At 61.1% G+C, this 24,748-nt stretch carries 21 protein-coding genes; 11 read left to right on the top strand and 10 right to left on the bottom strand.

Annotated elements, in window-relative coordinates; all coding sequences use genetic code 11:
- Positions 1–23 precede the first annotated feature (23 nt).
- From K2O51_RS35705 to K2O51_RS32215, 8 genes are all read right to left on the bottom strand, one after another.
- Complete coding sequence (locus tag K2O51_RS35705) at positions 24–290, bottom strand: DEAD/DEAH box helicase family protein (protein WP_220456151.1); 267 nt, start codon at positions 288–290, stop codon at positions 24–26.
- Positions 283–1,536 (bottom strand): ATP-dependent nuclease, encoded by a 1,254-nt coding sequence (locus K2O51_RS32245; protein ID WP_483413831.1) that lies wholly within the window; start codon positions 1,534–1,536, stop codon positions 283–285. Before K2O51_RS32245 ends, K2O51_RS35705 begins: the two co-directional genes overlap by 8 nt.
- Positions 1,482–2,108 (bottom strand): ATPase, T2SS/T4P/T4SS family, encoded by a 627-nt coding sequence (locus K2O51_RS32240; RefSeq protein WP_041680747.1) that lies wholly within the window; start codon positions 2,106–2,108, stop codon positions 1,482–1,484. The genes K2O51_RS32245 and K2O51_RS32240 overlap by 55 nt, the downstream gene beginning before the upstream one ends.
- Positions 2,109–2,141: 33 nt before the next feature.
- Positions 2,142–2,462, bottom strand: a complete 321-nt coding sequence (locus tag K2O51_RS32235; RefSeq protein ID WP_011295913.1) for a hypothetical protein — start codon at positions 2,460–2,462, stop codon at positions 2,142–2,144.
- A 9-nt stretch (positions 2,463–2,471) separates the two neighbouring features.
- Positions 2,472–3,797, bottom strand: a complete 1,326-nt coding sequence (pilO2, locus tag K2O51_RS32230; protein WP_166487198.1) for a type 4b pilus protein PilO2 — start codon at positions 3,795–3,797, stop codon at positions 2,472–2,474.
- Positions 3,794–4,009, bottom strand: a complete 216-nt coding sequence (locus K2O51_RS32225; protein ID WP_041680749.1) for a hypothetical protein — start codon at positions 4,007–4,009, stop codon at positions 3,794–3,796. Before K2O51_RS32225 ends, pilO2 begins: the two co-directional genes overlap by 4 nt.
- Before the next feature lie 9 nt (positions 4,010–4,018).
- The gene (locus tag K2O51_RS32220) at positions 4,019–4,246 is read right to left on the bottom strand and encodes a hypothetical protein (RefSeq protein ID WP_140953175.1); all 228 of its coding nucleotides are present in this window, start codon (positions 4,244–4,246) and stop codon (positions 4,019–4,021) included.
- A 1,008-nt stretch (positions 4,247–5,254) separates the two neighbouring features.
- Entirely contained in the window at positions 5,255–5,893 is a 639-nt protein-coding gene (locus K2O51_RS32215; RefSeq protein ID WP_166487199.1) for a hypothetical protein, read from the bottom strand.
- Here K2O51_RS32215 and K2O51_RS32210 point away from each other — a divergent pair.
- The 5 genes from K2O51_RS32210 to K2O51_RS32195 all read left to right on the top strand — a co-directional run bounded on the left by K2O51_RS32210 (position 5,871) and on the right by K2O51_RS32195 (position 9,094).
- Positions 5,871–6,347: a hypothetical protein gene (locus tag K2O51_RS32210; RefSeq protein WP_041680752.1), complete on the top strand. Its 477-nt coding sequence runs from the start codon at positions 5,871–5,873 to the stop codon at positions 6,345–6,347. The genes K2O51_RS32215 and K2O51_RS32210 overlap by 23 nt on opposite strands.
- A gap of 279 nt (positions 6,348–6,626) precedes the next feature.
- Positions 6,627–6,803 carry a recombination-associated protein RdgC gene (rdgC, locus tag K2O51_RS35890; RefSeq protein WP_084792040.1) on the top strand — a complete coding sequence of 59 codons (177 nt, stop codon included), beginning with the start codon at positions 6,627–6,629 and terminating at the stop codon, positions 6,801–6,803.
- The gene (gene rdgC / locus K2O51_RS35885) at positions 6,800–7,057 is read left to right on the top strand and encodes a recombination-associated protein RdgC (RefSeq protein ID WP_049796588.1); all 258 of its coding nucleotides are present in this window, start codon (positions 6,800–6,802) and stop codon (positions 7,055–7,057) included. The genes rdgC (K2O51_RS35890) and rdgC (K2O51_RS35885) overlap by 4 nt, the downstream gene beginning before the upstream one ends.
- 3 nt (positions 7,058–7,060) lie before the next feature.
- Entirely contained in the window at positions 7,061–7,831 is a 771-nt protein-coding gene (locus K2O51_RS32200; protein WP_011295917.1) for a hypothetical protein, read from the top strand.
- An 876-nt stretch (positions 7,832–8,707) separates the two neighbouring features.
- Positions 8,708–9,094, top strand: coding sequence for a helix-turn-helix domain-containing protein (locus K2O51_RS32195; protein WP_337902942.1), 387 nt, complete (start codon positions 8,708–8,710; stop codon positions 9,092–9,094).
- A 62-nt stretch (positions 9,095–9,156) separates the two neighbouring features.
- Here K2O51_RS32195 and K2O51_RS32190 read toward each other — a convergent pair whose 3' ends face one another.
- Positions 9,157–10,563 (bottom strand): replication initiation protein, encoded by a 1,407-nt coding sequence (locus K2O51_RS32190; protein ID WP_011295918.1) that lies wholly within the window; start codon positions 10,561–10,563, stop codon positions 9,157–9,159.
- A gap of 1,194 nt (positions 10,564–11,757) precedes the next feature.
- Here K2O51_RS32190 and K2O51_RS32185 point away from each other — a divergent pair.
- Positions 11,758–12,969, top strand: coding sequence for a ParA family protein (locus tag K2O51_RS32185; RefSeq protein ID WP_011295919.1), 1,212 nt, complete (start codon positions 11,758–11,760; stop codon positions 12,967–12,969).
- On the top strand, positions 12,966–13,937 hold the full coding sequence (locus K2O51_RS32180) for a ParB/RepB/Spo0J family partition protein (protein WP_220632179.1): 972 nt from the start codon (positions 12,966–12,968) through the stop codon (positions 13,935–13,937). The genes K2O51_RS32185 and K2O51_RS32180 overlap by 4 nt, the downstream gene beginning before the upstream one ends.
- 2,446 nt (positions 13,938–16,383) lie before the next feature.
- Here K2O51_RS32180 and K2O51_RS32175 read toward each other — a convergent pair.
- Entirely contained in the window at positions 16,384–18,234 is a 1,851-nt protein-coding gene (locus K2O51_RS32175) for a phage integrase family protein (protein ID WP_220632178.1), read from the bottom strand.
- A 709-nt stretch (positions 18,235–18,943) separates the two neighbouring features.
- Between K2O51_RS32175 and K2O51_RS32170 the strand changes: the two genes are divergently transcribed.
- The 4 genes from K2O51_RS32170 to K2O51_RS32155 all read left to right on the top strand — a co-directional run bounded on the left by K2O51_RS32170 (position 18,944) and on the right by K2O51_RS32155 (position 24,450).
- Complete coding sequence (locus K2O51_RS32170; protein ID WP_220632177.1) at positions 18,944–22,363, top strand: adenylate/guanylate cyclase domain-containing protein; 3,420 nt, start codon at positions 18,944–18,946, stop codon at positions 22,361–22,363.
- Positions 22,364–22,657: 294 nt separating this feature from the next.
- Complete coding sequence (locus tag K2O51_RS32165) at positions 22,658–22,927, top strand: helix-turn-helix domain-containing protein (RefSeq protein ID WP_011295924.1); 270 nt, start codon at positions 22,658–22,660, stop codon at positions 22,925–22,927.
- A gap of 66 nt (positions 22,928–22,993) precedes the next feature.
- On the top strand, positions 22,994–23,437 hold the full coding sequence (locus K2O51_RS32160) for a hypothetical protein (protein WP_140950314.1): 444 nt from the start codon (positions 22,994–22,996) through the stop codon (positions 23,435–23,437).
- Positions 23,438–23,574: 137 nt separating this feature from the next.
- A complete protein-coding gene (locus K2O51_RS32155; RefSeq protein WP_166487200.1) occupies positions 23,575–24,450 on the top strand; it encodes a CapA family protein in 876 nt (291 codons plus the stop codon).
- Positions 24,451–24,748: the final 298 nt, after the last annotated feature.

Genomic DNA, 24,748 nt, shown 5'->3' with positions numbered 1-24,748 from the left:
TCGCGTGCCTGTGCGGTCGCCCTTCAAAACTGAATCCTAGAACCCGCTTGCCAGGAAACTTGAACAGGAGAAAAGGCAAAATGCCGTAACAGGAAGGTGAACCATCCCATCACCTCGATGCCCAGGTGATCGCCGGCTCGCTGACCCAGTCGGCGTCGCAGTTCTTCCTGATTCGCCTGGGTAAAGGTCAGCACGAGCGCGCGACGCTCTGAAGAAAGCCCCGCGCAATGATCGACGATGCCTTGAGTCTTGCGCGAGCCGGCAACAGCCAGGGTGAGCAGGTTAGCCATGGATGAACGTGGCGGCGGCGCGCATGTAGTCGGGAGGCGTAAGCGTGGTCGCAGCGCTCGCAATCCGGAACGCGGTTTCAATCCTCTCCCGATTCATCCATTTGTGGAGATCCGCGGCCGCCGTGAGGCCGAGCAAGCTGCGCAGAGTCGACTCGCCATTGTGGTGGACGAGTTGCGGCTCCAGGGTGCGGCCATGCGCCACTTGCCCAATGAATAGTTCACGCTTTCCTGCGCAGAGCCACTCATCAACGCCAGTTCGAAGCTCGGCCGGGTCCATGCCATCATTGTCTCGCATGGCGGCGACTGACTTGTCTAACGCGGCACAAAACTCAAGGCAGCGAGCCAAGGACAATCGCCGCATGCTGATCACGTCGATACCGAGATCCATGGGGCGCTTCCCGAACATGTCCTTGAAGAAGGGCTCGAAGACGATTTCGTCAGAAGGCCCTTCCACAAGTACGATCTTCTTGGCTAGGGCCATGCGCAGCGTGTCATAGCCAGGCAGGCGCTGGAAGTACGACACAGTGTCAGGAGCCAGCGACGTAATTTTCGAAGCTTTACCGCTCGTTAGGAGCAGGATGGCATCCAGACCGAGGCGATTCAGCACGAAGGTGCTGTGCGTGGTGATGAAGAGCTGCTGATGGTCACGGGTGAGCGACTCGATCCGCGAGAGAAGCGTGGTCAGGCTGGTATGGGAAAGGTGATTTTCCGGCTCCTCGATCATGACGAACGCCGCATGGCCGGCATTGCGGTTCAGGGCAAGTGAAATCTTGAGCGGCGACACATCCGCCTCGCCGTCTCGTGGATCCACCTCACCGGCGTAGATCCGCCGGATCAGCGCTTGGCATTTGGTCAGTCCGCCCATCTCGTTCACCCAGTACTTCCTGGCTGCAATCTTGCCCGCGTCACGGTAGATCTCCATGAACTCGCTAGTCGGCACGACCGTTTCGGCAATCAGAACCCGATCCATCGTGCCGTAACGGCATCTCAAGCAGCCCGGTCCACGCAGCTTAATTCCCGTCGGATCGCAGAATCGTTCAATGCGTGCATTTAGCTCGTCTGACAACTTGTGCTTATGCTCCGCATACTTCAGCGCACAATGCGGGCACACCAGCTTCGTAAGCGACTGATTCACGAAGCCGGTTGAGAGCATCGGGTCTAGGATCAAGGTTCGATCCAGTCCTAGATCGATCAAGCGCTGGGGTACGGACGTGGCGTCGCTCGTGTGCAGCGTTGTCCAAGCCACATGCCCAGTGGATCCTCGATGGTAATGACGCGAATCCCCTTCGGTCGGCCACGGGACCCCTGTTGGCCCGTTGTGGCCATCCGCTGCCGGCCTTCTTCCACCGTTTCCCCCATGATCACGGAAAGGGTGAGCGACTTGCCGGAGCCAGTAGCCCCAGACACGATGTTGATCCCATAGCGGGAGCGTCTCATCGTCTGGAGATCCTCGATCTGTTCAGGAAAGAAGCGGAGCGCAGCGACCGAGTTGGCTTCGTTTCGGCTTCTGTACAAAAGCCGGATCACCATCATCATGCCCCGATCGGTCGGCCTAGTGCTGACTCGGGCGCCGTACAGTCCCATCTGTTTGACAAAGGCGGAGCTAAGCCTGGCGTCCTGACTGCGTGAAGGCTTGAACGTCTCGTCTGCCACGTCGCACATCCAGTGGTAGATCGACGACATCAAGTCGCGGACGTGTTGGCCGGACAGTTGATAGAACTCATACAGATCACCGTCCAGCCGATACTCGATGTATCCAACGTCGTCATGTACCACTAGGCGGATATCGGAGGCCTTCTCGACGACGGCCTCCTTCACGTATCCAATGACCTCCGCTTGCCGGTCGGTCGCCTACACCTCCCGGCGCACCGGGTCTCCAATGCGATGGGAGCCGGACAACTCTTTGTACAGCAGCTTCAGCTCCGGGAACCCGACTTCCCGCGGGCGAATTGACACGACGCCCTCCGCGCGGACAAGCTGCTGGTAGCTCAACACGTGCGGGTCCAGCTGCTTGCCGGCCAGCACATGCAGTACACCATCGCTCGTCAAACATAGAAGTTCGCGAGCGGCATCATTTGCCGGGTACTTGCCGCTCTCCGATGACCATGCCAGCACGCCGCGCTGGCGCGCCTCGACGATCCTGGAGTGTGCCTGGTCTCTCGCTTTATCCATTACTGACCTTTACTGTGCCCGCGCTTGGGGCGCTGCGGCAGCAGGCGCAACGTTCCCGTAGAGCGGCCCTTGGCCGATGGTTGCCGGCACCATCACCGGTTGCGTTAGCGGAGCACCCGAAAGACCCATGCGCGGCGCTCCGGCGGGAACCCCGGCTGGGCCCGTTAGAGCCTGAGGCTGAGTCGATGGAGCGGCCGGACTGGCGGTGTGCATGCCGGCGTACTGCAGTCGTGTCTGCTTCTTCCCGAACCTAACCGACACTCCGATTTCCGGGACGTCCGAGACAGATTTGACACGGCAACCCAAGCCGTGCAGACGGTCGCCGGCGCTCACCTCACCGTCCTGGCCGTCCATGTATGTCAACTCGGCGTACAGCTTGCCGGTGTCGCCTGCCGAGATTCGGGCCACCACGGGAAGTGTGTCTCGGCGCGCACTCTCTGCCGTGGCCAGCATCTTCGCCCGCACCGACGCACCCTCCGATGTCGAAAGGGTGACCTCGCCACGGGCCGCCATAGGCTCCTCTGGCATCACCGGTCCGCTGGCTGTTCCCACCTCAGGCGCGACGCTGACGGACGGAAAGCTTTGACGAGCGGCTACCAGAAACGAGTCCTCGCTCGCACCAGGGGTGCGCCCATAGGCGACACTTATGCGATTGCCATCGCACGTCACGCCGGTGAAGCGCCAGCCCTCAATCACGACAGGGATGCGACCCTCCGCCAGGATCGCAGTCATGCACCGGCTAACCACGGTCCTGCCAGCCGGCTCATTGGGCCACTGAGGGACGGGGGCCATGCTCGTGACCTGCGCGATGGCTGCAGCACGTTCCTTCTCCAGGTTCGCGGACTCCCGCGCGGCCGTCAGTGCAGCTTGCCTCGCCTTCTCTTCCTGCCGGGCGATGGTGAGATGGTGCTGCACCATCGAGGCGGCCAAGGCGACCACCGCTGTGCCGCCGTAGATCACCAACTGGCGCTTGCTAATGTCTGGCGTGGTCGAACGAACTGGGTAGCCTTTCCCGCGGCCCGCACGACTTCGCTGCACCGCCCCTGGACTAAGTACCGTGTCCAGACTCAGACTTTCTGCCGTGGCCAGGAAGGTGCGCGGCGCGTAGATCTTCGCCCAAGGTCGAGCGACGATCTCACCAAAGCGCGAACGAACATCGTCCTCGCTACCCACAACATCGGCCTCGGGAACGATCGCGCCATTGTGAACAGCGCCCATCACAAAGGTGCGCTCGCTCACCTGAAACACCCCGTGCCACGACGTGCCCAACAGGTCAGCAAGCGTCGGTACCAAGGCCTGTGCCTTCCGCAGCGGACGAGCGCCTGTGGTGGTCACACGTAACCGATCTGCGTCATCGCACCTTCACGCAGTACGAACTGGCGTAATCCGTATTGCTTTGTGAAGGCTTTGACCTCGCGCATGAACCCCTTCGGCTTCGACGCTGACTGCCAGAGCAAGCCGACAGCGTAAGCCGTTCCATCGACCGTGATGACGTCCGTGGTTGCCGATAGAGTTGCCGTGCGCGTGCCCCGCTTTACTGTCGCCATGTCCGTCCTTTACTCGACGTTCACTGGCGTGATCAGGATGACCATCACGTCTCGCGTAGTCTTGCGGGACTGGTTTCCGCCCAGGAGCCAGAACCGGGCGTCACCCGTGCCGCTGCGAGACGTGTCGTCGCCCATCTGCTCGAAGCCGGACAGCACCCATGTCTGGCCAGCCTTGAGTATCACTTTCTGGCTGAGAATCCGGTTATCAAGATCGGGCGCTTCCATCATCCTCGGCAACGGCCAATCTCCACAGCGAGTCCACCGCCCATCGGTATCGACGCAGCATCCGATCAGACACACGGGGAGGGGCCGGGCCAAAGGCGGTCCCCGAGGTCGCGGGCACATCGGTGTCGCCTCCGGCCCCCGGACCGCCTTCCGTCGACACCTGCATCGGTTCGGCCTGCAACCGGCATCTGATCCTGTGGCAATCCATCCGGGCGATGGTTCATCTGCGACAGAACGTAATTTGGGATCAGGCCCCTCTCTGCGGGCGACCTGAACTTGAAGCGGGTCACCACATCAACCCAGCGACGTGGTCGACCCTCGATATGGCCGTCTTCCACGCAGTTCTCGCCCCGGCCGCCCTTTCCAAAGTTCTCTTCACAGTCGATCATTTTCCACCGCTTCTAACAAGGCTGTAGTCACGCCTTAGCTTTACTAGACAGGTAAAGTTAACTTAGTTTTCTGATATGACGAAATAGTAAACTTTGCGAGTTAAAAAAAGTAAATTTTTTCTAAGCGATTTCGGCACTGACGATCGACCAGAAAAGCGAGTTCTCAACAGATCTCCGTCGTGGATTCACTCGGTCCATTTCCTCTTAACCCCGCGGGCATCGGTCGGATTTTCCGTTTAATTGGTGAGACCAGTGGCCGAACACCCAATGAAGCGCTCAATCACGATAACTAAGAACTATGAGTAAACTTTGCGGGCCATTCTTAGCAGCCATTTGTTCTTTATTCTCAATGACTTAAAAACATACAGATAAACTTCAGCCCCTCCTTATCAGTATTAATCTGCAGTTCAGCTTCATTGTTTTCGAGGAAGGCTACTCACTTCAATGCCTTTCAATGCCCTTCAATGCCAATGCCCTTCAATGCCCTTCAATGCCCTTCGATGCCCTTCGATGCCCTTCGATGCCTTTCAATGCGATTCGATGCCTTTCAATGCCATTGAGCCCGCTTGAACGCCGTGGTCCCGCGCGATTTTCCGTCTTGGTGTCGGCACTCAACGCGCTTCAATGCGCTTCAATGCGCTTGAACGCGCTTGAATGCGCTCGAGCGGAATCCAACCAATGCGCTTGAATGCGTTTGAACTCGAGTGGGCTTTAGCGTGGGAATACTACTCCGACGATCAAAGAGATCGACCTTGCGCGCCCGAAGTACGCCAACTTCAAGCAGCCTGGGCCGAGTGTCTATCAGGAAACGCTGTACGTCCTCAACAGCCAGAAGGCGAATATCGAAGACCGGATGGACGAGATCCGCTTCGAGCTTGAGGAGCTGGATTTCGATCTGGATCGGCTCGCTCAGGACCCGGGCGCAGTAGTCAGGCTCGACAAGGAACGACGCGCACTGCTGGCTTCCGTCGGCAAGGCCCACGACTTCTCGCAGCACCACTTCTCGGATCTGGAGGACCCGGAGCGTCCGGGCCAGAGGATTGCTAACCTCCTTGCCCATGCCCGGACCACAGTGCGTGATGACCTCTTCATGATCGAGGAGATTCAGTCGGACTGGGCCCAGCGCGGGCGGCGGCAGGATTGGACGAATATCGCCAAAGGGCCATTCGTCACGAACACCGAGGTCTGGTCCGGCCTTATCCTTCGCCGGACCCTTCGGTGCTGCAGAGAATCCCGCAATTCGCCGCGTGGCGTGGATCACCGCCAACATGCGAAATGGTTGGAACAACGAGCGGCAAAGCGACGGCCTGAATGACTTCTTCCTGAAGATCCTGCCGAAGATTGCCGAAAAGGTGCTGAAGGGTAGTGACCAGAAGATCCGGATGACTACTGTCCGATTCCAGGAGAACGGTCCTGAGCACAGCGTGCCGGGGTTCGACATGACACCACAAGCAAGGGAGGCCCTCTTGAAGCCCCAGCCGATGTATTCCCGCGACGTTCTCCACGATACCCTCGTGGTCCTGAACGACGACCTGCCTGAGCACCAACGGGCCTATCTCACCCGCGCACGTGAAATGTTGGGCTCGGTCGCGTCGGTCCGACTCGCCTCGCAGATCTACGATGAGGCAGGTATGGAAGTAGCCCAGATCGTCCGTGCGCGCCAAGGAACCGGACCGCGTCTTCTTTCACGAGTGCTTTCACTATGCGCAGGAGCATTTGATTGAGCCGGCGAAGAACGAGGCTATCGACCGCGCGTTCCGAGTGGGCTCGCCCCTGCATACTCTGACCGTCAATTGCCTCGCAGGAAAGGGGCTCCTCAAGGCTGCTGCGCAGTGCAACGACCCACGTGAGGCTGCGGCTCACGCCTTTTCCTGATCCAATCAACAATCTCATCTGCATCGATGCGATTGGCTCCAAGGTCGACACCATCGTAGGCGCCCTCTTCCGCTCGATTGATCGGCTCGAAGCGACAACTGCATTGTCACGTATCACCCGCAGCAGCGATGACCGATTGGCTTGCCAGCGATGAGTCCCCCGCGGGCTTTACGATCGACCAGGATGCCGAGCTCAAAGACTCCGGTGAGGGCAAATCGACCGTTAAGTTTGCCAACCACAGCCTCGACGCCGCCGACCTTGGCCACCACCTAGCTGTGGCAAGCGGTGCACGCAGCTTGCAATGACCTCGGAAGACCGGGTCTCGTTTGTCCTTACCAGCGCCCTCGCAATCAAGAAGATCAAGGCGCTGGATGTGATCAAGGAAGAATCGCAAGATCATCGCGACGACGCAGACGCGAGATTCAACGCGGATTTCACCGTGATGGCTGGCGAACTGAGCAAGCTGATCTCCGCCCTGATTTGTGCGCTGGGGGGCGAGCTACCTGCGAATGGCAGGCATAAAGAATGTGAAGAAGAAGAGCTGCGTGCTGCCGCGTAACCAATGACAAACAAACTCCATCTAGAAGCGATTCATCTGCCGGCGGACTGGATCGGCCAGTGCTTTGCCAAGCCGCACGGTGACGTTACTTCCCTCTACGTTTCCCGCGCGTCCGAAGCCACCCCGGTCCGCATTGCCAACGGTGGCCCCTTGAATGCCGACGTGATCAGGGCGTTGGCCGTTGCGCTCAACGACGCTTGGCGAACCGGCCGCGGCCTCACCCCGAAGCCTGACCCTGAACCTTACGAAGTGCCTTTCGGCCAGGAGGTACCGATGCGGCGGCAGAGCGCACAGCGGTTGCTGCTCAATACCTTCGGCGCCGCCCCTATCGTCACCTTCATGCAGCATGCGAGCAACGTTGCGCGCGAGACCGACCCGCTGTTGAAAGATCTCGTTTGGCAGCGAGGTAGTCGCGGTTACATGGTCGAGTATCGCCTGCTCGACCAGACCGGAAATGTCATTGCGGCAGACGTTGAGAGCAACAAGGCCCTTCGCGCCGCGCGCGCTGCGCGGCTGGCCGGCATCGATGCATGGTGTATGCCGTTGGAGGATTTCGAGCTCACGTCCCTAGCAATTCCGGTGACACGGGAAGCGGAGGAAAGGAGTCCCGGATGCTGGTCGTTGAAGGCTCGCACGCCCCGGCTGGTGCCCAGGACGTCCGCGCCTTGCGGACTGAACTCGGACGAATCTACGACCGGACTGCCATTGGGAAGGATGCGCTCGAACTCGCGCCGCGCCAGGAATGGGTCGCGTCGTCGGTCACAACGCTTCTGAGTCATCCGTTGGACTGCGACCTTCGAACCTTCCAGATGCCGGGAGCCAAAGCCCTGATTTTCTTCCACGCGGATAACCCGCGGCTGACGCCGCAGTCGGTCCGGTCCACAGCGACCTGGTCGTCGGAGCCTACGAGCGAGGCGAGCACGTGCCCACCGAGGTGATTGCTGACCTGCGCGCGAGAAACCCAGGCATCGAACTGCCCAAGAAGACGCATGTGGTCGAGCACGAGTCCTTTATCCGTTCATCCATGCACCGAGCTAGTTGGGGCGCCGATCAAAAGAATGCCTGCGGTTTGCTCCGGGCATTTCTACTTGGGCAGACTGCAATGGCGATTCCCAGCGCCAGGAAAGCGGCTTTCGGCCCTACGAGGCGGCACTCCTCCACTCTTCCCAACGGACAGGTCATTGGCACCTACCGCGCGTCGCGCTTGAAGGTGGTATCGATTGGGCCGCAATCCGCCGCGCTGTGCTTCCAATGCCGCTCAGTGCGCTTGAATGCGCTCTAAGGTGGTACCGGTTGGTCCGCAATCCAACTTCGCAATGCCCTCCAATGCCCTCCAATGCCTTTCAGTGCGCTTAAAGCTGGTAACGATTGGGCTGCAAACCACCGCGCCTATGCCCTCCAAAGCAAAGCCTTGGACCTGTCGTCGGCACGTCGGTTGCGGACCAATCGCTACCACCTTGCTCGGATCTGATCGTCTCCAAGTCAGCTTCGGCCCAAACGTTACCACCTTGGTCGCCACCGGATGGTTCGAAAATCGGTTGCGCACCAACCGATTACACCATGAGCCATGTCTGCCGCCCAGCGGCTAATGTTGATTCGGTTAGCGCCTCTGCTCGAGAGACCTTCTGAAACGGCGGTACCGTCGTCAGCGTGCTATGTTGGATTCGGCATTGGCGGGCAACGTTGCTCAGCTATCGGCTTTCGAGCGGAGTATTGCCAGGACCGTCCCTGTTCTGGACTGTGCGGACCGGATTGCACATCACGAGCCGGCAGGTTTTGGCTACGCTAATTCGCTTTTCATTAAGCAAGACGGACCCCACTGCACTGGCCTTCTTGAAGAAGGCGACGATTGCGGAGCACCTTGCCATCAGCGAGGCCACCATATATCGGGCGCTTGGCATACTCGAGCGGGCAGGTCTTATTGAGCGTGAACCGCAACAACGCTCAAGAGCGAACCTCCGTGTGGTCACCCGGGTGCGGAAAGCTCGAGATGAAGAGGCGCGCGCGGCTTCGGCTAGATCGGCGCTGGTGCAGTAGCAAGTTGCCCAACTCGTGGAAAAGTACCGCGGCAGAAAGGTGTCGGCTCCGTGCGGGCGGATCTACGAGGTCGATTCGCGCGAGGTGGCCATTCTCCCAAACACGAATTGGCCCAAATACCATGCCAACTCCGAGTTGGCCAAGATCACGTCTTCGGATACGGATGAGGCCTCCAGCTTCATCCGCTTCAATACAAGCTTGCCCTCGCGCGATGCCAACCATGCGCGGATAAAGTCCTGTCGCGCTTTGGTATCGGCCGCACCGAAGTGCTCGCGGCCCTGCCGCGATTCTTCGTTCATGCGAGCGCGGGTCTCGTCGTCACGCGAGGCGACACTGCGCTCCACACTGGTCTTGACAGCCACCTTCGCTGCTTCCTTCTGCTCTTCCTCGACAAGCAGCTTGGTCTGGACCTGCACCATCGTCCGTTCGGCATCTGACATCCGCCAGTTGTCGCGCAAGGCCTTCATCAAATAGCCAGCGGGACTCTTCTTGATCTGCCCGCGATTGAGCTTGAAGCGCGTGTACTCGATCGCCTGCAGAATGCGATCGTCGTTCCAGGTTTCGCGGTTTTCGGAGATCTCGCCGAACTGCCGCGTGGAGAGGTTGAACTCTTCCTTGAGAATTTTATAGATTTGGCTGGCATCAGACAGGCTTGCCATGACGGCGTCGGCTGTGTCCTTGCGCTTGAGCAGAAAGCGAATACGGTCGACTTTCTTGGAGGACGTCGACTCGGTCTTGGTCTCATAGCTGAGCTCGACGTCCGAGATCTCATTGATTTCCCGGACTGCCGGCTCCAACCAGTCGCGCTTGAAGTATTTGAAGATGCTGGCATTCGCGCCCATCTTTCCCGGCCAGGTACGCATTTCCTCGAGCTTGATCCAGTCCGTACGCCCGTTGGGCACACTTGGCAAAACCTTGTCATAGATCGCTCGTGCAAGACTGCGCGTGAAAGCCGTAGAGATGCGAAGGCTGAGCCAGTGAGATTTGCGGGGATCTCTGATATGGGGAATCAGGCTGTGATGCACATCGAAGCGCACGCGACCACGGTGCATCGCCACCATGCCGATCAGTTGGACCTGAATCCAGATATCGTTCTCATCGGGCTCACGGTCTGACGGCGTATTGGTGACCCGAATCTTCGCGTTCTGCGCTTCGTCCGCGATGGTTCGCAGATGCTTGAGGTTACGACTGTCATAGCGCATCAACCACTTGAAGTAGTTCAGCTCGACATCGTATTGGTCAGGAATATCCGGGTCCTGGGCAACGATGAAATACGCAGCATCCAAAAACCGTCGCGCCGCCAACCCCATGTTGACGATTTCGGTGAAGAAATTATTTCGCTGATAACCGATTTCGCGGTTGGCCTCGTTGATGGGCATCCCGAGGTCGAACATGTCCTCGAACAATGCCAGCGCCATTTGGCGAGGCGTCGTCCTCGCGCTGACCTCCACCGGGTTGTCCGTCCCCATACTCGTCGTCCCGCTCGTTTTTTTGCTTCGGCGACTCTAGCATGTGATGGTGAGGTCCTGTCAACACAACAAACCTCACCATGCTGCAAGATACCCGCGCTGGTGGACGCTGCGGGAGCGTCATGCACAACAAACCTCACCCGACGCACAACAAACCTCACCCCGTGTCGTGCCAGTGGTGGTTTTGCCATGGCGCCGCCTAGGCAAAACCGACTTATCCACAAGTGGCGCACAATACATCTCACCTTCGCGGTGCTTGCACAATGCGCCTCACCTTGTCGCTCAATCGACCTCACCCTGCTCGCCCAATACACCGCACCTTCGCAGCACATAGAACCGCACCTTTGACACAACCCACCTCACCTTTCATCGACCAAGCGTTTGATTTTAAATGACTTTGTTTTTCCTGTTGGTAGGTCAGGTGGTTTACTTCAAAAAAACATCCAACCAACCGGCGCTAGCAGTAAGGAGGCATATCTGGCAGTGCAACTTTCTCTGTTCAAACTTCCGTACCCATTTCTGCGTGTTTGCGAGCAAGGGGGAGCGGCAGACGACCAACGCTTTGGCAAGAAGGGCTACCTCAAGGTGAGGTTATTTGTGCAGGGTCGAAGCGAGCAGGACCTTTATAGGCCCTTGACAAGGGCCCTTTGCACAAAGGACCTCACCTTCGAGCCAATTCGAGTCTGGATGGTTGTGCGTCTTCCACAGCGATGGCGTTTCAGCAAATTGCAGCGTTGCCTAGGGCCGGAATGAACCGCACGCGTTGGAACACTTCCCGGACGGCTCCTTTTGAAGGTGAGGTGGATTGTGCAAGATCGCGGGCCCGAACGCCTTACAACGCTGGCCTGGCAGGGACAAAGGTGAGGTGCATTGTGCTGCGAATGGCGACGAGGACCGACGCGGTGATTCTGCAGCTTGGCACAAATGACCTCACCTGGGCGCATGTAGGAGGACGCGGAGCGGTTCAAGGTGAGGTCATTTGTGCCAAGCGTTGCGGGCATCTCTTCGCCCAGAATACGAAGCACATGCTGGCGCGGCGAGATGTGACGCCCAGAGACATCCAAAATCTGCCTAAAAATTAGGCAAATCTCTGGTTTTTGGAGAAACTTTATTTGAAAATCAGCGATTTATACGCCGTTGCTCAAGCGTTTCCTGTATTCTGAGCTTTCCAGAATTTTGCGAAAAAACCTCAGAATGGTGAAAACGAGCCAACTTCCTGCAGTCGATCGGACTGTCCCGCTTGAGCAGATATCCCAGTTCGCGGAAAAGGTCACCATTTTCACGGATGAACTGCGTGAGACGATCCTTGCGCCGCGTCCCAGAAAAACCGCCCCCATCTTCAAAACCGGGGAGATTGCCGAGATGTGCAACATCTCACATTCCCAGGTGCAATACTTGGCGACCAAGGGCGATGGGGAATTGCCACCAGGCACTGCGGCGGGCACTGGTCGCACCCGGACCTTCACCTTGCAGGAGGCGCGCACGTGGGTGCAGAAGGTGTCGGACATTTATCAGACGCCGCTGGTGACCGGCACGCGCGAGCCTGAAGGGAAAATCATCATTACGGCCCAACTGAAGGGCGGTTCGGCCAAGACCACGACCACGATGTGCCTCGCTCAGGGACTGACGCTGCGCGGCAGAAAAGTGCTGGTGGTGGATTTGGATCCGCAGGCGTCGCTCTCTGAGCTGTGTGGGCTGTACGCCGAGAAGGACGTCTCGCCTGAAGATTCCGTTCTGCCGTATATCTACGATCAGCAGATCGAGGGGGGCTTGCAGTCTCGAGTGCAATCGACGTACTGGGACGGTCTGGATCTCATTCCCGCCCACACCGAATTGATCGGCGCGGAATTCCATTTGCCTGCCATGCAGAAGATCAAGCCGGGCTTTCGCTTCTGGACCGTTCTCAGGGAGGGACTGGAGCCGCTACGCAAGCACTACGACTACATCCTCATGGATACGTCGCCGTCGCTCTCCTACATGAACTTGAATGCGCTGCTGGCGGCGGATGCCATGGTCATGCCGATGGTCCCGGAGAACCTGGATTTCATCAGTTCGCTGTCGTTCTGGCGCCTGTTCTCGGATGTCTCCAAGAGCTTCATCAAATATGAAGCGGACAAGAAGTACGACTTCGTGTCATTGCTGCTGTCGCGAGTGGACTATGGGCGTACATCGTCTGCACCGATTGTTCGCGCGTGGGCGCAAAGCGCCTATGAGAGCTGGCTGCATTCCATCGAAGTGCCCGCCAGTTCTGTGATGAGCACGGGGGCCTTGGCTTTCTCAACGGTATTCGACGTGAGCAGTACGCATAGCGCTGCTAAATCGCTGCAGCGCGTGCGCCAGCCGATTGTGGACTATTGCCGATGGCTGGACGAAATCTACGCAGAAAAATGGAGGAGCGCGCAATGAGCAATATGCGAGAACAGCTATTGGCGAAGACGGCTGGTATTCGGAAGACATCGGCTATTCAGAAGGACGAGATCAAGCGCAACGAACGTACGCAAACTGCGCCTGGACTGGCGGGCGCATTGGCCGTGGCACAGATGCGCGTGCAGGAGCTTGAATCCGCCGGGGTCGCCTCGCAACTGGCGGTCGCTGAGATCGTCCCGAACCCATGGCAACCGCGGCGCGTCTTCAACGATTCCAAGCTGTCTGACCTGGCCGAGTCGATTCGAGAAGTTGGGTTGATGCAGCCGATCGTGGTGCGCCGCGCAGAATCGGGCTATCAGATTGTGGCCGGCGAACGTCGCTGGCGCGCCCATAAGATGCTCGGCGCGGAGACGATTAAAGCCGTGGTTGCTGAGCCCACTGACGCCGATATGGCAGTGCTCGCGCTGGTGGAGAATGTCAGCCGCGATGATCTTGCCGACTACGAGATCGCGCTATCCATTCGGCAGACGGAAAAGGAGTTCCCGTCGCGCTCGCGCTTGGCGGAAGCGCTTGGACTATCCCGAAGCGGTCTTTACCGATTCCTGAGCTTTGCGCAACTCCCGGATTACGTGATCCGCGATCTCGAACTGCAGCCTTCCCTGCTCGGCGGAACGGCAGCCGAAGCAATGGTCATGACGATCCGTAAGTACGGCGAGGCGGGCGATGCAGCGGCCAAGGAAATCTGGCCGCTGGTGGCGACAGGCAAGATGGACCAAGGCAAGGCAGCCAGTGCGATCAAGGCGCTGGCGACGCAGCGCGCCAACACGCCGAGCTCTGCGAGCGAGCGCAGTATTGACAAGTTCTTTTCCGGTAAGGAGCATGCCGGCTCGATTACCAAGGATGCCAACGGCTTCACCATTAAGATCAAGTCGGCCGCCTTGAGCGAGGCGCTGGAGACGCAAATCCGCCAGTTGATCAGCGAGACGTTCCACCACCAGCCGAAGTAATTTGAGTCCGAGTCTCGATGTGCGTCTGTCGCGTCGTCAGACACCGCTAGAGCCCGCCCAACACGGCGGGCTTTTTATTTGCATCGGCCTACGTGGTGAAGTCGTGGTCTCCCGGTTGCGTGCTGCGCGAGCCGTTCGATAAGGTGCAAGGGAGCGGACAGCGTGCTCAGTGCGAGCAGATGGGGTGTTTGATCTGTCCCAAGTTGAGACAGTCGCCCATACAGGCCAGGTCCGTCTCGATCAGGGTCACGGCTTTCGGCGTGTGGATGGCCGAATGGGGGCGATGATTTTGGACCGCTGATCAATACATCAGTCTAGTGTCCCAAGTTGGGACGTCACCCTTTGCTCGGGGCGGCCACGCGGGCCCCGCTACCGGTTCTAGGCATTCGGCAATGGCAGCGGCGCTCCGAAGAGATTGCCGGTGGACTGTCTAGAGTCGGGACAGGTCGCGACCCAAGGTGCAAGACCCAAGCGCATGCGTGTCAGCGCCCGCGTGGAGTCAGCCATTCACACGTCAAGCCATCGAGACGGCGCGGTGGCCTATCCCAACGTGGGACTGTTGTTGCCGCAAGTGACCACGAGGACGGATATGGTCCCGCCGCGCCGGGACAGAGTGCTGAGCCGCCGGAGGACTGTGGGAGCGGTCTGCAAGTCTGAGGATGTACCCAGGACGCTTCTCAGCGCGACGGGCTAAGGTCGCGGGGGCACATGGCGACCGTGTTCGTACGCATCGCACGATGTCCGCGAGGGACAGCATGTCCCAATTTGGGACAGCCGGACTGAGAGACGCGATCCGTGACACGATCGTGGTCGCACGGGCGGCTTGGCGATTGCGGAGGGGCGCAATACCGGAGCGACATGACGTAGGCCCATTGGAAGCCTCACTGCGGTCCTACCGCGTACGTCTTTCGCAACCCATGCCACTAGGCAGAGGAAAGTGGGGGGCGCACTGACACGTAGCGGCACGCCTTGGCAGAGGGACAGCCAGCGGCTTCTCCGCCCGGTGTCCCAAGTTGGGACACCCGACAACCATCCTTTGCCCAAGGGACGTCTTTACGTAAGGCCGGCGGAGGCCGGATTTGCGCCAGCGGCCGGCAGCGGGCTTCGCGCGTCAGGGCAGGTCGAAAGCGCGAAGCGCGCGGTCACGCCGTGACCACGCGTTCGCGAATGACAGCAGCCCACTATCCTTCTCCAAAACTGTCCGACCGTGGGACCGCGGTTCCCAGGCGCATGCCCCCGATCTTTTGCGAGCCGGCCTCCATTCGAAGAAGCCAGCAGCGCGGGAATGCCTAGGATGAACGGCGAAGGTCGTCGGAAATTTCAACGCAGGTCCGCTGCCGCGCGGGCCGCAGGTAGGCGACGCCTTGCACGTTCAAGAGGCAGGTTGAAAGTAACGAGGCGGCGCAGCATCCGGGCCGTCACGGTTCGCACGTGGCTCCGATCCAGACGATGTCTACCAGGAAAAACCGTTCCGAGTTCGAATACTCGCGTCGAATCCCGCGTCCGACTCCGCGGCGCCTACGGTCATAGTCAGCGCACGCGCTCTCTGTCGTGGAGCGGGAACGCCGGCACGCCGATGAATATCCCATTCACCGGCTGCCACACCGGGCCCAGGTCATCGAGTCGCTCGTCCTGTGCCCGTCACTCCTGGGTAAGGGCGGTAGTCCGTTTTGCCTAACGCTGAATCCGTTGCTCGGGAGCGCTAAGCCAGGCGAACGACCACCGTCCAGTATGCGAGGTGTCCCAAGTTGGGACAGTCCAATCGCCGGCCACCGCATCGATTCCCGGTGTGATTGCGGCGGGACCGGTCTACGCGGTGATCGCTCCCATCAAAGCCGGCGCAAGGCCAACGGCAATCCCGTCCTGCCTGACACTCCTAAGTACGCCGACACACGCATCTCGCATCTGCCCGGCATCGCATGCCTGCGTTTGTTTATACGTAGCGTTTGAGAAAGTCCTGTCCCAACTTGGGGCAGTAGCAAAAGCCAGCTTCCGGCCCGGCCAGTTCTACACGCGGCTGCTATCCAACTGGCAAGCGCCAACATGCTACGGATGCGGACTATCGCAGCTGCTGATGTAGGGGCCCAGTCCCCAGTTGGGACACACTGCCGCACGACGTGGTTGCGGCCACCCGCATGAGATGCCAATGACGATCTGTCCCAACTCGGGACAGTTTTACGCTGCCCGTGGCAAAGAGCATGTCTTCAGGAACACGGCCGGCGACGGCCACGGTCCGCCCGCTTAACCCCATCCCCGCGCGTCTCACTATGTCCTGCGGGTGCCAACAAGGTCAGCCGCGAGATCGTACTCAGGGGGTGCGATCCCGTATTTGGATCGTCCTGGACGTCCCAACTTGGGACAGATTACCCGCGCGATGTACGCAACGTCCAGACACCGGCATACATGGCCGAGGTGCCGCCGGTGTCTGGACGCTATTCGCTGGTCCCTACTGGGGTTCCGAGTACATCTTCGCTACGGCGGCGAGCCCGCGCGCGCGTTCGGCGCGAACATACAGCGAGGTCGTTTGCAGCGAGGCATGACCCAACAGCCGTTGGAGAACGTCCGTAGGCATCTCGTTGGCCACCGCATGCGTGGCAAACGTATGCCGTAACGTGTGGGGCGCGGATTGACGTAGTATTTCACGCTCAGCCTCGTTCAAGACCAACGTGGCGTCGTCAGCGATGCGCAGCAGGGTGGTCGTCAACAGCTGATACAGGCCATCCGGCGAGAAGCCCTTGCCAGTAAGAAGCTGCGCACCCTCCGTCAGGCTGAGATGCTTAACTTGGGCTGTACGTGTGGACGGCACCACTACCGGTGAGAGTAATGCCAGCGCCTGATCGGCCTGTTCGAAATCGTGCCCTCGGTCGATCCAGTGCGCCCGCAATGCCCCGATGACCCGTGGCGGAAGGAACACGGTCCGCCACTTGTTGCGTTTGCCCAGAAGCGCCAGTTCCCACAGTCCGGCCGGCACGCCAGCCTGTTCGGGGACCGGCTGAAGGTGGCAGCGCATTGCGCGCGCGGCCTCCTCGCGGCGGGCCCCGCTGCATCCCAGCAGCAGGACAACCGCGCGCGCCAGGCGATACTGCGCCCACGGGGCCTCGGCATCCTTCGCGGTCAGCGGCGCGGACACAGGCACGGACGGCGACTTGGCGCAGAGTTGGTCTAGGATGCCCTCGGGCCGCACGAGCGCATCCCAGAGCGGCCCTGGCAAGGCCTTCTCGACGGCGATCGGTACTTCGCGCCGGACGGTCAGCGGATCCGAAACCAGCAGCCACGGGTTTCCGCCCAGATAGCGCACGCCAACCAGCCAGGCAAAAAACCCCCGTAACACCAACACTGCGTAGCGTTGGGATTCCGGCTTGAGGGCGCTAGCGAAGGGCCGCCAGCGCGCCGATGTGCGTGTTGCCTTAGGGCCGATCCAGGACGGATCTGGCTGCGCCAGGAAGTCCTTATAGCGCTCGCAGTCGTCGGCGCCCACGCTGGACAGCGCGGTGCGACGCACGCTGACACACCAGAGCAGGAAGCGCTCCAGTTCCTTCTGATAGGCGCGCGCCGTCTTGCCCCGGTCCCGGAACCGGGACAGATAAGCGTGAATGGCCTCCAAGTCATTGCGCGCGGCAATGAGGCAAAAGCCGGGCGCTCGGTTGCGGCCACTATGGCCGTCGAGCGCTGGGGCGATCCGTCGGACCTGCTCCAGTGGCACCAACCAGGCGGGATCGGCGCCCAGTTCGACCGCGCCAGTCGGGGGCGTGTCGTCGACCTGGAGCGGACCCAGCGTCGCGGCATGGGTCTGCAGCCAGTGCTCGATCGCCCGTGCCTTGCCCGCCCCAAGCCGGGGCACCGGCAGATACCAGCGCCGGCCGCGCAGTGCGATATAGCCGTGCAGTTGTGCGAGGGTCTGGATTCCCTCTTGCCGCAACGCCCGGAATACGATGGGGCGCAGCCAGGCCGAGACCGGGTCTTCGGGTCGAGGCTGGGAAGCATCCTGGTCCGCGGCCCGCACCAGGTAGTCGATGGCGCTCTTGGGCCAACGATTGAAGCGGCGCGCGTCTGCCAGGCTCGCCGACAAATAGGGATTGCTCAGGCAAACGCGCTCGACCAGATGGTCGCGCATCGCATCGAGCCTGGCTTCCAATTGCGCCGGCGTCTCGATCCCGACGGCCTCCAACGCGTCTTCATCGTAGACGCGCGTCAGGATGTCCGCGACCGGGATGCGGTTGAGCCGGAAGCGCAGCGCGGTAAAATCCGCGCGGGTATAGCGCGGGATGGTGGCGGCGACGTGGTTGTGTTGGGCCATAAATATGCGTCGAGGACAGGCGTCGGCGTCTTACCTGATAACATTTAAGCTAACCCGATGGACGGGATGGCGCGGGAGCCGCAAAGAGATAACTGTGCACCTCCGCAGCACTGGCAGCGGGGGACTTTTCTCGCTAAACTTCGATTGTTCCGGCGCTGAAATTCCCCGGATTTAGCGATCCAGACGTTTCTTCCTCTCGCCGTTAGCGCCGTTCCCGGCACCTCCTCCAACGGCCTCCCACCCTAAGTGAAGTCAGCGAAACCTCGTATAGTACGAAAAAATTCAAACCTGATAATAGCAGTTATCAGGTAAAGGAACGCCGGCTGGTTTCGCGCACCTGAGCCGGCAGGCCGGCGCGACCGCGCCCGCGCCTTCGCCGCGGCGTTCGCGATCCGCCTTCCGGCGTGGCGCGCAGCGCGGCCGAATTCCACCGACGGCGGCGCCGGCGAGAAAAGGGACCGCGGCGGGGAACGACGCCAAGTGCAGGACCTCGATTGGACGAAGGCACGCGTCGACGCTCGATCGCGTCTGCAGCCAGCGCCGCGGCACCGCTCGGGCGCAAAGCGATGTGGCCGGCCGCAAGGCAGGCGAACCGATCCCGCACGGCGCACGACCGGCGGCGCGCGCGGCGTGCGCGCCGATGGCTTGCCACGAGCCGGGATTGCGCCTGTAATGGGGGCGTGGGCGGCCAAGGCCGGCAGGGGACAATATGCGCTGCACCAATTGCCAGGCGGAGAATCCCGCAGGCACCCGGTTCTGCGAAACGTGTGGGCAAAAGCTTGCGCAGATCTGCCCGCAGTGCGGCCACGCATCCAGCGCCGACGCGAAATTCTGCGGAGCATGCGGCGTGCTGCTCGCGAACCCGGCTTCCGCCCCGGCGCCACCGCTACCTGCGCCCGTCGTCTACACGCCCCCACACCTGGCCGAGCGCATCCGTGCCGAGCGGGCCGCCATGGAAGCCAAGGGCACCGACGCCGACGGTGAGCGCAAAACGATCACCGCCTTGTTTGCGGACATGGCCGGCTCGACCGCGTTGATCCAGGACCTGGACCCGGAGGAGGCGCGCAGCTTGATCGATCCGGTGGTGGCGCTGATGATGGAAGCCGTCCACCACTACGAGGGGTACGTCGCCAAATCGCTCGGCGACGGGATCCTGGCGCTGTTCGGCGCGCCGATCGCCCATGAGGACCATGCGCTGCGCGCGCTCTTTGCCGCCCTGCGGATGCAGCAGGCCATGCGCGCGCATAGCGACAAGGTGCGCCTGGAGCAGGGCATTCCGCTGCAGATCCGCGTCGGCGTGCATACCGGCGAAGTGGTGGTGCGCTCGATCCGCAAGGACGACTTGCGCACCGACTACGACCCGGTCGGCCACACGATGCACATTGCCGCGCGCATGGAAGGCGTCGCGACGCCTTCCTCCATCCTGGTCAGCGAATCGACCTATCGGTTGGCCGAGGGCTATTTCGAGTTCAAGGCCCTGGGCCGGACCCAGATCAAGGGGTTGCGCGAACCTCTCGCGGTGTACGAGGTGCTCGGCCTTGGGGCGCTGCGCACGCGCCTGCAGGTGGGTGCGCACCGGGGCCTGGCCCGCTTTGTCGGGCGCGGGGCCGAACTCGAGCGCCTCGGGCAGGCGCTGGCCCTGGCCAACACCGGGCGGGGGCAGATCGTCGGCGTGGGGGGCGAAGCCGGCGTGGGAAAATCGCGCCTATTCCACGAGTTCAAGGCACGCGCGCAGCAAGGGTGCCTGGTGCTCGAGACCTTCTCGGTGTCGCACGGGAAGGCCTTCCCCTACTTGCCACTGATCGACCTGCTGCGCAACTACTTTCAGATCACGGCGCAGGATGATGAGCGCCGCTATCGCGAGAAGGCCACCGGCCGGCTGCTAATCCTGGATCGCGCGCTGGAAGACCATCTGCCCTACCTGCTGTACCTGCTGGGCTTCAGCGAACCGGGTTCAGCGTTGCTGACGATGGATCCAACGATCCGGCGCCAGCGTACCTTTGACGCGATCACCCGGCTGCTGGTGCGCGAGAGCCAGAATCAGACCCTGATGGTTCTGTTCGAAGATCTGCAATGGCTCGACAGTGAAACCGAAGCCTTCCTCAATGTCCTCATGGAAGCGGTGCCGAGCGCCCGCATCCTGCTGCTCGTCAATTATCGGCCCGAGTACCGGCATGACTGGTGCCGCATTCCTTGCTATACCCAGTTGCAACTCGAACCGCTGGGGCAGGCCGAAGCCGAAGGGCTGCTATCAGCTCTGCTGGGCGACGATGCCTCGCTGGTGCCGCTCAAGCAATTGGTTCTGTCCAAGACCGAGGGGAACCCGTTCTTCATGGAGGAAGTAGTCCAGACCCTAGCCGAGGAACACACCTTGCTCGGCCAGCCGGGCAACTACCGGATCGACAAGCCGCCGCTCACGCTGCATATGCCGACGACCGTGCAGGGGGTGCTGGCGGCACGGATCGACCGCTTGCCGATCCCGCAGAAGGAACTGCTGCAGACGCTGGCGGTGATCGGCACGGACTTCCCGGCGAGCCTCGTCCGCCATGTCACGGGGCAGCCCGACGACACGCTGCAGCCACTGCTGGTGGACCTCCGGGCGGGCGACTTCATCTATGAGCGGCCCTCCTTCCCCGAGGTGGAGTACGCGTTCAAGCACGCCCTGACGCAAGAGGTGGCCGGCAACTCGCTGCTCTCCGGACAGCGCAGCCGCTTGCACGAGCGCACGGCGCGGGCCATCGAAACCCTGTTCCCGGATCGGCTCACTGAGTACTGCAGCGAACTCGCCCACCACTACAGCCAGAGCGGCAACGTGCCGAAAGCGGTCGAATACCTGCAGCGGGCGGGCGAGCAGGCCATGCAACGTTCCGCGCAACTCGAAGCGATAGGGCATCTGCGTGCGGCCCTCGAGCTGGTGAAAACGCTGCCGGAATCGCCGGAGCGCCAGCGTGAGGAACTCACGCTACTGCTCAGCCTCGGGCCGGCGTGGATGGCCGCGCGCGGCTATGCCGCACCGGAAGTCGAGGCGACCTACACGCGGGCCCTCGCCCTGAGCGAACAAGGCGGGGATACGCCACAATTCTTTTCGGCGCAGCTCGGACTGTGGTCCTTCTACCTGCTGCGGGCCCAACTCCACACGGCCCAAGCGTTGGGTGAGCGCCTGCTTGGCCTCGCACAAGAAGCGCAAGACCCGGAACAACTCGCCGAGGCGCATCGCGTGCTGGGGGCGACCGTGTTCCGGTTGGGCCAAGTCGAGGCGGCCCGTGCCCATATGGAACAGTCGCTGGCCTTGCACCGTCCTGACCGCCCGTCGTACGGGCATTTCCTGCGTTATGCGCGCAACCCGGCGGTCCACGTGCGCAGCACGCTGGGCTGGATCCTCTGGTACCTCGGATATCCGCACCAGGCCCAGGTCCGCTGCGAGGAGGCGCTGGCGCTGGCCCGGCAGGCTTCTGATCCTTTTGCCCTCGCCCTGAGCCTGATCTTCGCGGCCGAGCTGCATCAGCGCATCGGTCAGCGCGACGCGACGCTGGAGTACGCCAATGCCGCGCTGGCGCTGTCGCGCGAGCAGGGATTCCCGCACTACCTCGCGTGGGCGACGATCCTGCGCGGGTGGGCGCTCGCCCGGCAGGGAAGCATCGAAGCGGGCATTGCCCTGATTCAGCAGGGGCTGCGCGACCACCAGGCCACCGGGGCCGCGCTGGGCCGGCCATCCCTCTTGGGACTACTCGCCGATGCCTATGGCGCAGCCGGGCAGCCAGAATCCGGGCTGCGCGTGCTGGACGAAGCGCTGGCGCTGGTGTACGACACCGGCGAGTGCTTCGATGCCGCGACGCTGTATCGCTTGCGGGGCGAGTTGCAGTTGGCAATGTCAGGTGAGCCTGCCCATTCCTCTGCCCTGGAGCCCGCTGCGCAGGCTTGCTTCGAGACAGCCATCCAGCTCGCCCGTCAGCAAGCGGCCCCCGCGCTTGCCTTGCAAAGCGCTCTCAGCCTCGCCCGGCTTTGGCACCGCCAAGGGCAGGACGGCGCGGCCAGGGACATGTTGGGCGAAATCGCGGACGCGATGTCAGAAGGGGGCGATACCGCGGACCTGTGTCAGGCCAGAGCGCTGCTTGACAACCTGTCGTAAGGAATGTGGCCATCGGAAACGACGCGCCACCGCCACGCGCCCAAGGCGTGATGCGACGCGAGGCCGTCGGGGCCACGGGCCAGCGCGCTGTCGGGCGGAGGCGAAGGGAACGCCCTTTTTGGCCCCCGGGCGCGGGCCCATCCAATTTGCGGTCGTCCTGCAGGATCGTATAATTTCACGATCACGAAATTTCGCGAAAAGAGCGCGGCGTTCCGCTTCTTTCGCTTCACGGAAACACACGTTCATGCCGCGTCCCTCCCTGATCCGACGCCACCTTCCCGGGCCACCATTCGCATGATCCAGCAACTGGGCGATCGCATTCGCGCGACGCGCGCCGAGGCGGCAACGCCGATTGATCAGGCGGCCCGGCTTTGCTCCGTTTCGGTGGGCATGCTGTCCAAATTGGAGAATGGCAAGGGCGTGAGCTTAGAGCACGCGCTGCGGGTGTTGGAGGGATTGGGGTTGACGATGCTGGTTGTGCCCAAGGCGCATGCGCCTTGGCTCGAGCAGGCTGCAACCTATGCGGCAAAGAAGGGGGACGAGCGCTGGGAACCGTCTTCCTAAGCGAACCTATGCACAGGTAACATGCCTTGCACGGTACGAGAACATTATGTGATCGAGGCCCGACCCATGCACGAGCCCAATTCCCTCAAGGTTCGCCCGTTCCGGGCGGCAAGTGCCATCGCGTTGCTGATACCGGGCATGTGCCATATTGCCCTGGCGAACGCGAGCACGCCTCTACTTCGTTGCGAGATCAGCCAAGGAGGCGGCGACCCGAAAATATTCGACTTCAAGCCGACCACCGATCCCTATTCGGTCAAGTCCGTCGACATAGACGGATACTTTCGCTTCAAGGCAGTCATGGTCGGAGCGGCGCCCATCGCTTACATCAAGCTCTATACGTACTACCAGGATTTTGATCGGGTCATCCTGCTGCATGAGGCGAAATACGTCGCACCTGCGGTGCCTTCCAAATCCGACTCGACCGGCTCTTTCACGGGTAGCAATCATCTCTATTCGCCTGTCCTTGGAAGAGAGCTGCAATATCGGTGCAGGCTGATGGGAGCGGCATAGTGCAGCGCGACACGGGGGGGAGTGCCATAGCACGAATCCTATTCGCGGCGTTCCTTTGCATCGGTGTCCTCGACGAGGGGGTTGCAGGCGAGAAGGCAGCCGCCCCAATCGTTTCACTCGCGTTTGTCGGTGACATCATGCTGGACGGAATTCCGGGGGATGTGATCAAGGCCGGGCGGGATCCCTTTATGCACTTCGCGCGAATCCTGGATGCCGCGGATATCCGAATTGGCAATCTCGAGTGTGTAGTTGCCTCCGGCGGCCGCCCGGAACGTAAGCCATTTACCTTTCGCGCCGATCCACGTACGGTCCAGGTACTGAAGGGACATTTCACTGCGCTCTCAATCGCCAACAACCACACTGGCGATTTTGGTCGCGCCGCCTTCTCGGAGATGCTCGATCTACTCGCCGCGCACGAGGTTTCCTTCTTCGGAGGAGGCCGAAACATGGTGGCGGCACATACCCCGCTTCTAATCCAGCGCAACGGTCTCAGGATTGCGCTCCTTGGCTACAACGAAATTTTCCCGCGGAGCTTTGAGGCCGATGGCGACACGCCCGGGCTGGCTTGGAGCGAAGATGAACAGGTGATCGCCGATATCGAGAATGCAAGAAGCGTCCATCATGCCGACTTGGTCATACCGTTTATGCATTGGGGGATCGAGCATGAGCATCATGCCAGTGCACGCCAGCGGCGGCTCGCGCATGCGATGATCGACGCAGGTGCCAATGCTGTTATTGGCGGGCATCCGCACGTTACACAGGACATTGAGCAATACAAGGGACGCCCCATTTTCTATAGCCTGGGGAACTTCGTCTTTGACGGATTCAAAGATGCAGATAACACAACCGGCTGGTTGCTCCGGCTGGAAGCGAGTCGCAATGGTGTCCGCGGTTGGCAACTCTATCTGACGAGGACCGACTCCGAGGGTATCCCTCGCCCTGTATCGCCCCAGCCCCATTTATGCTGGCATGGGGGGAAAGGGATAAAGACGAAATGCACGGCACCAAGGTAAGGTGCACGAGATTGGCGCGCTCGATCGAGTCTCCGCCCGGCTTCAGACCAGCGAACTGCGACAGGGCGGTGCGCGCGCGATACGCCGAACAGTAACAACGGCATTGCGCTACTGGCCGGCGATACGGTACTGGCGCCGTACGCCGGGGTGCCGACTGGTACGTGGCAACGGTGACGATGTAAATCCGCATGCATTGGCCTCGCTCGTCAGCAAGCAGCCCCATCGCCTGCTTTGCAAAGCAAAGCGCGCTTTTGCCTCTTCTTGCGCCGCAGCCAAGGCGAGGACGAGGCGGGCAGCG

This window comes from Cupriavidus pinatubonensis, from assembly GCF_019602855.1.
GTDB lineage: Bacteria > Pseudomonadota > Gammaproteobacteria > Burkholderiales > Burkholderiaceae > Cupriavidus > Cupriavidus pinatubonensis.
This window is presented reverse-complemented; position numbering and strand designations above follow the sequence as displayed.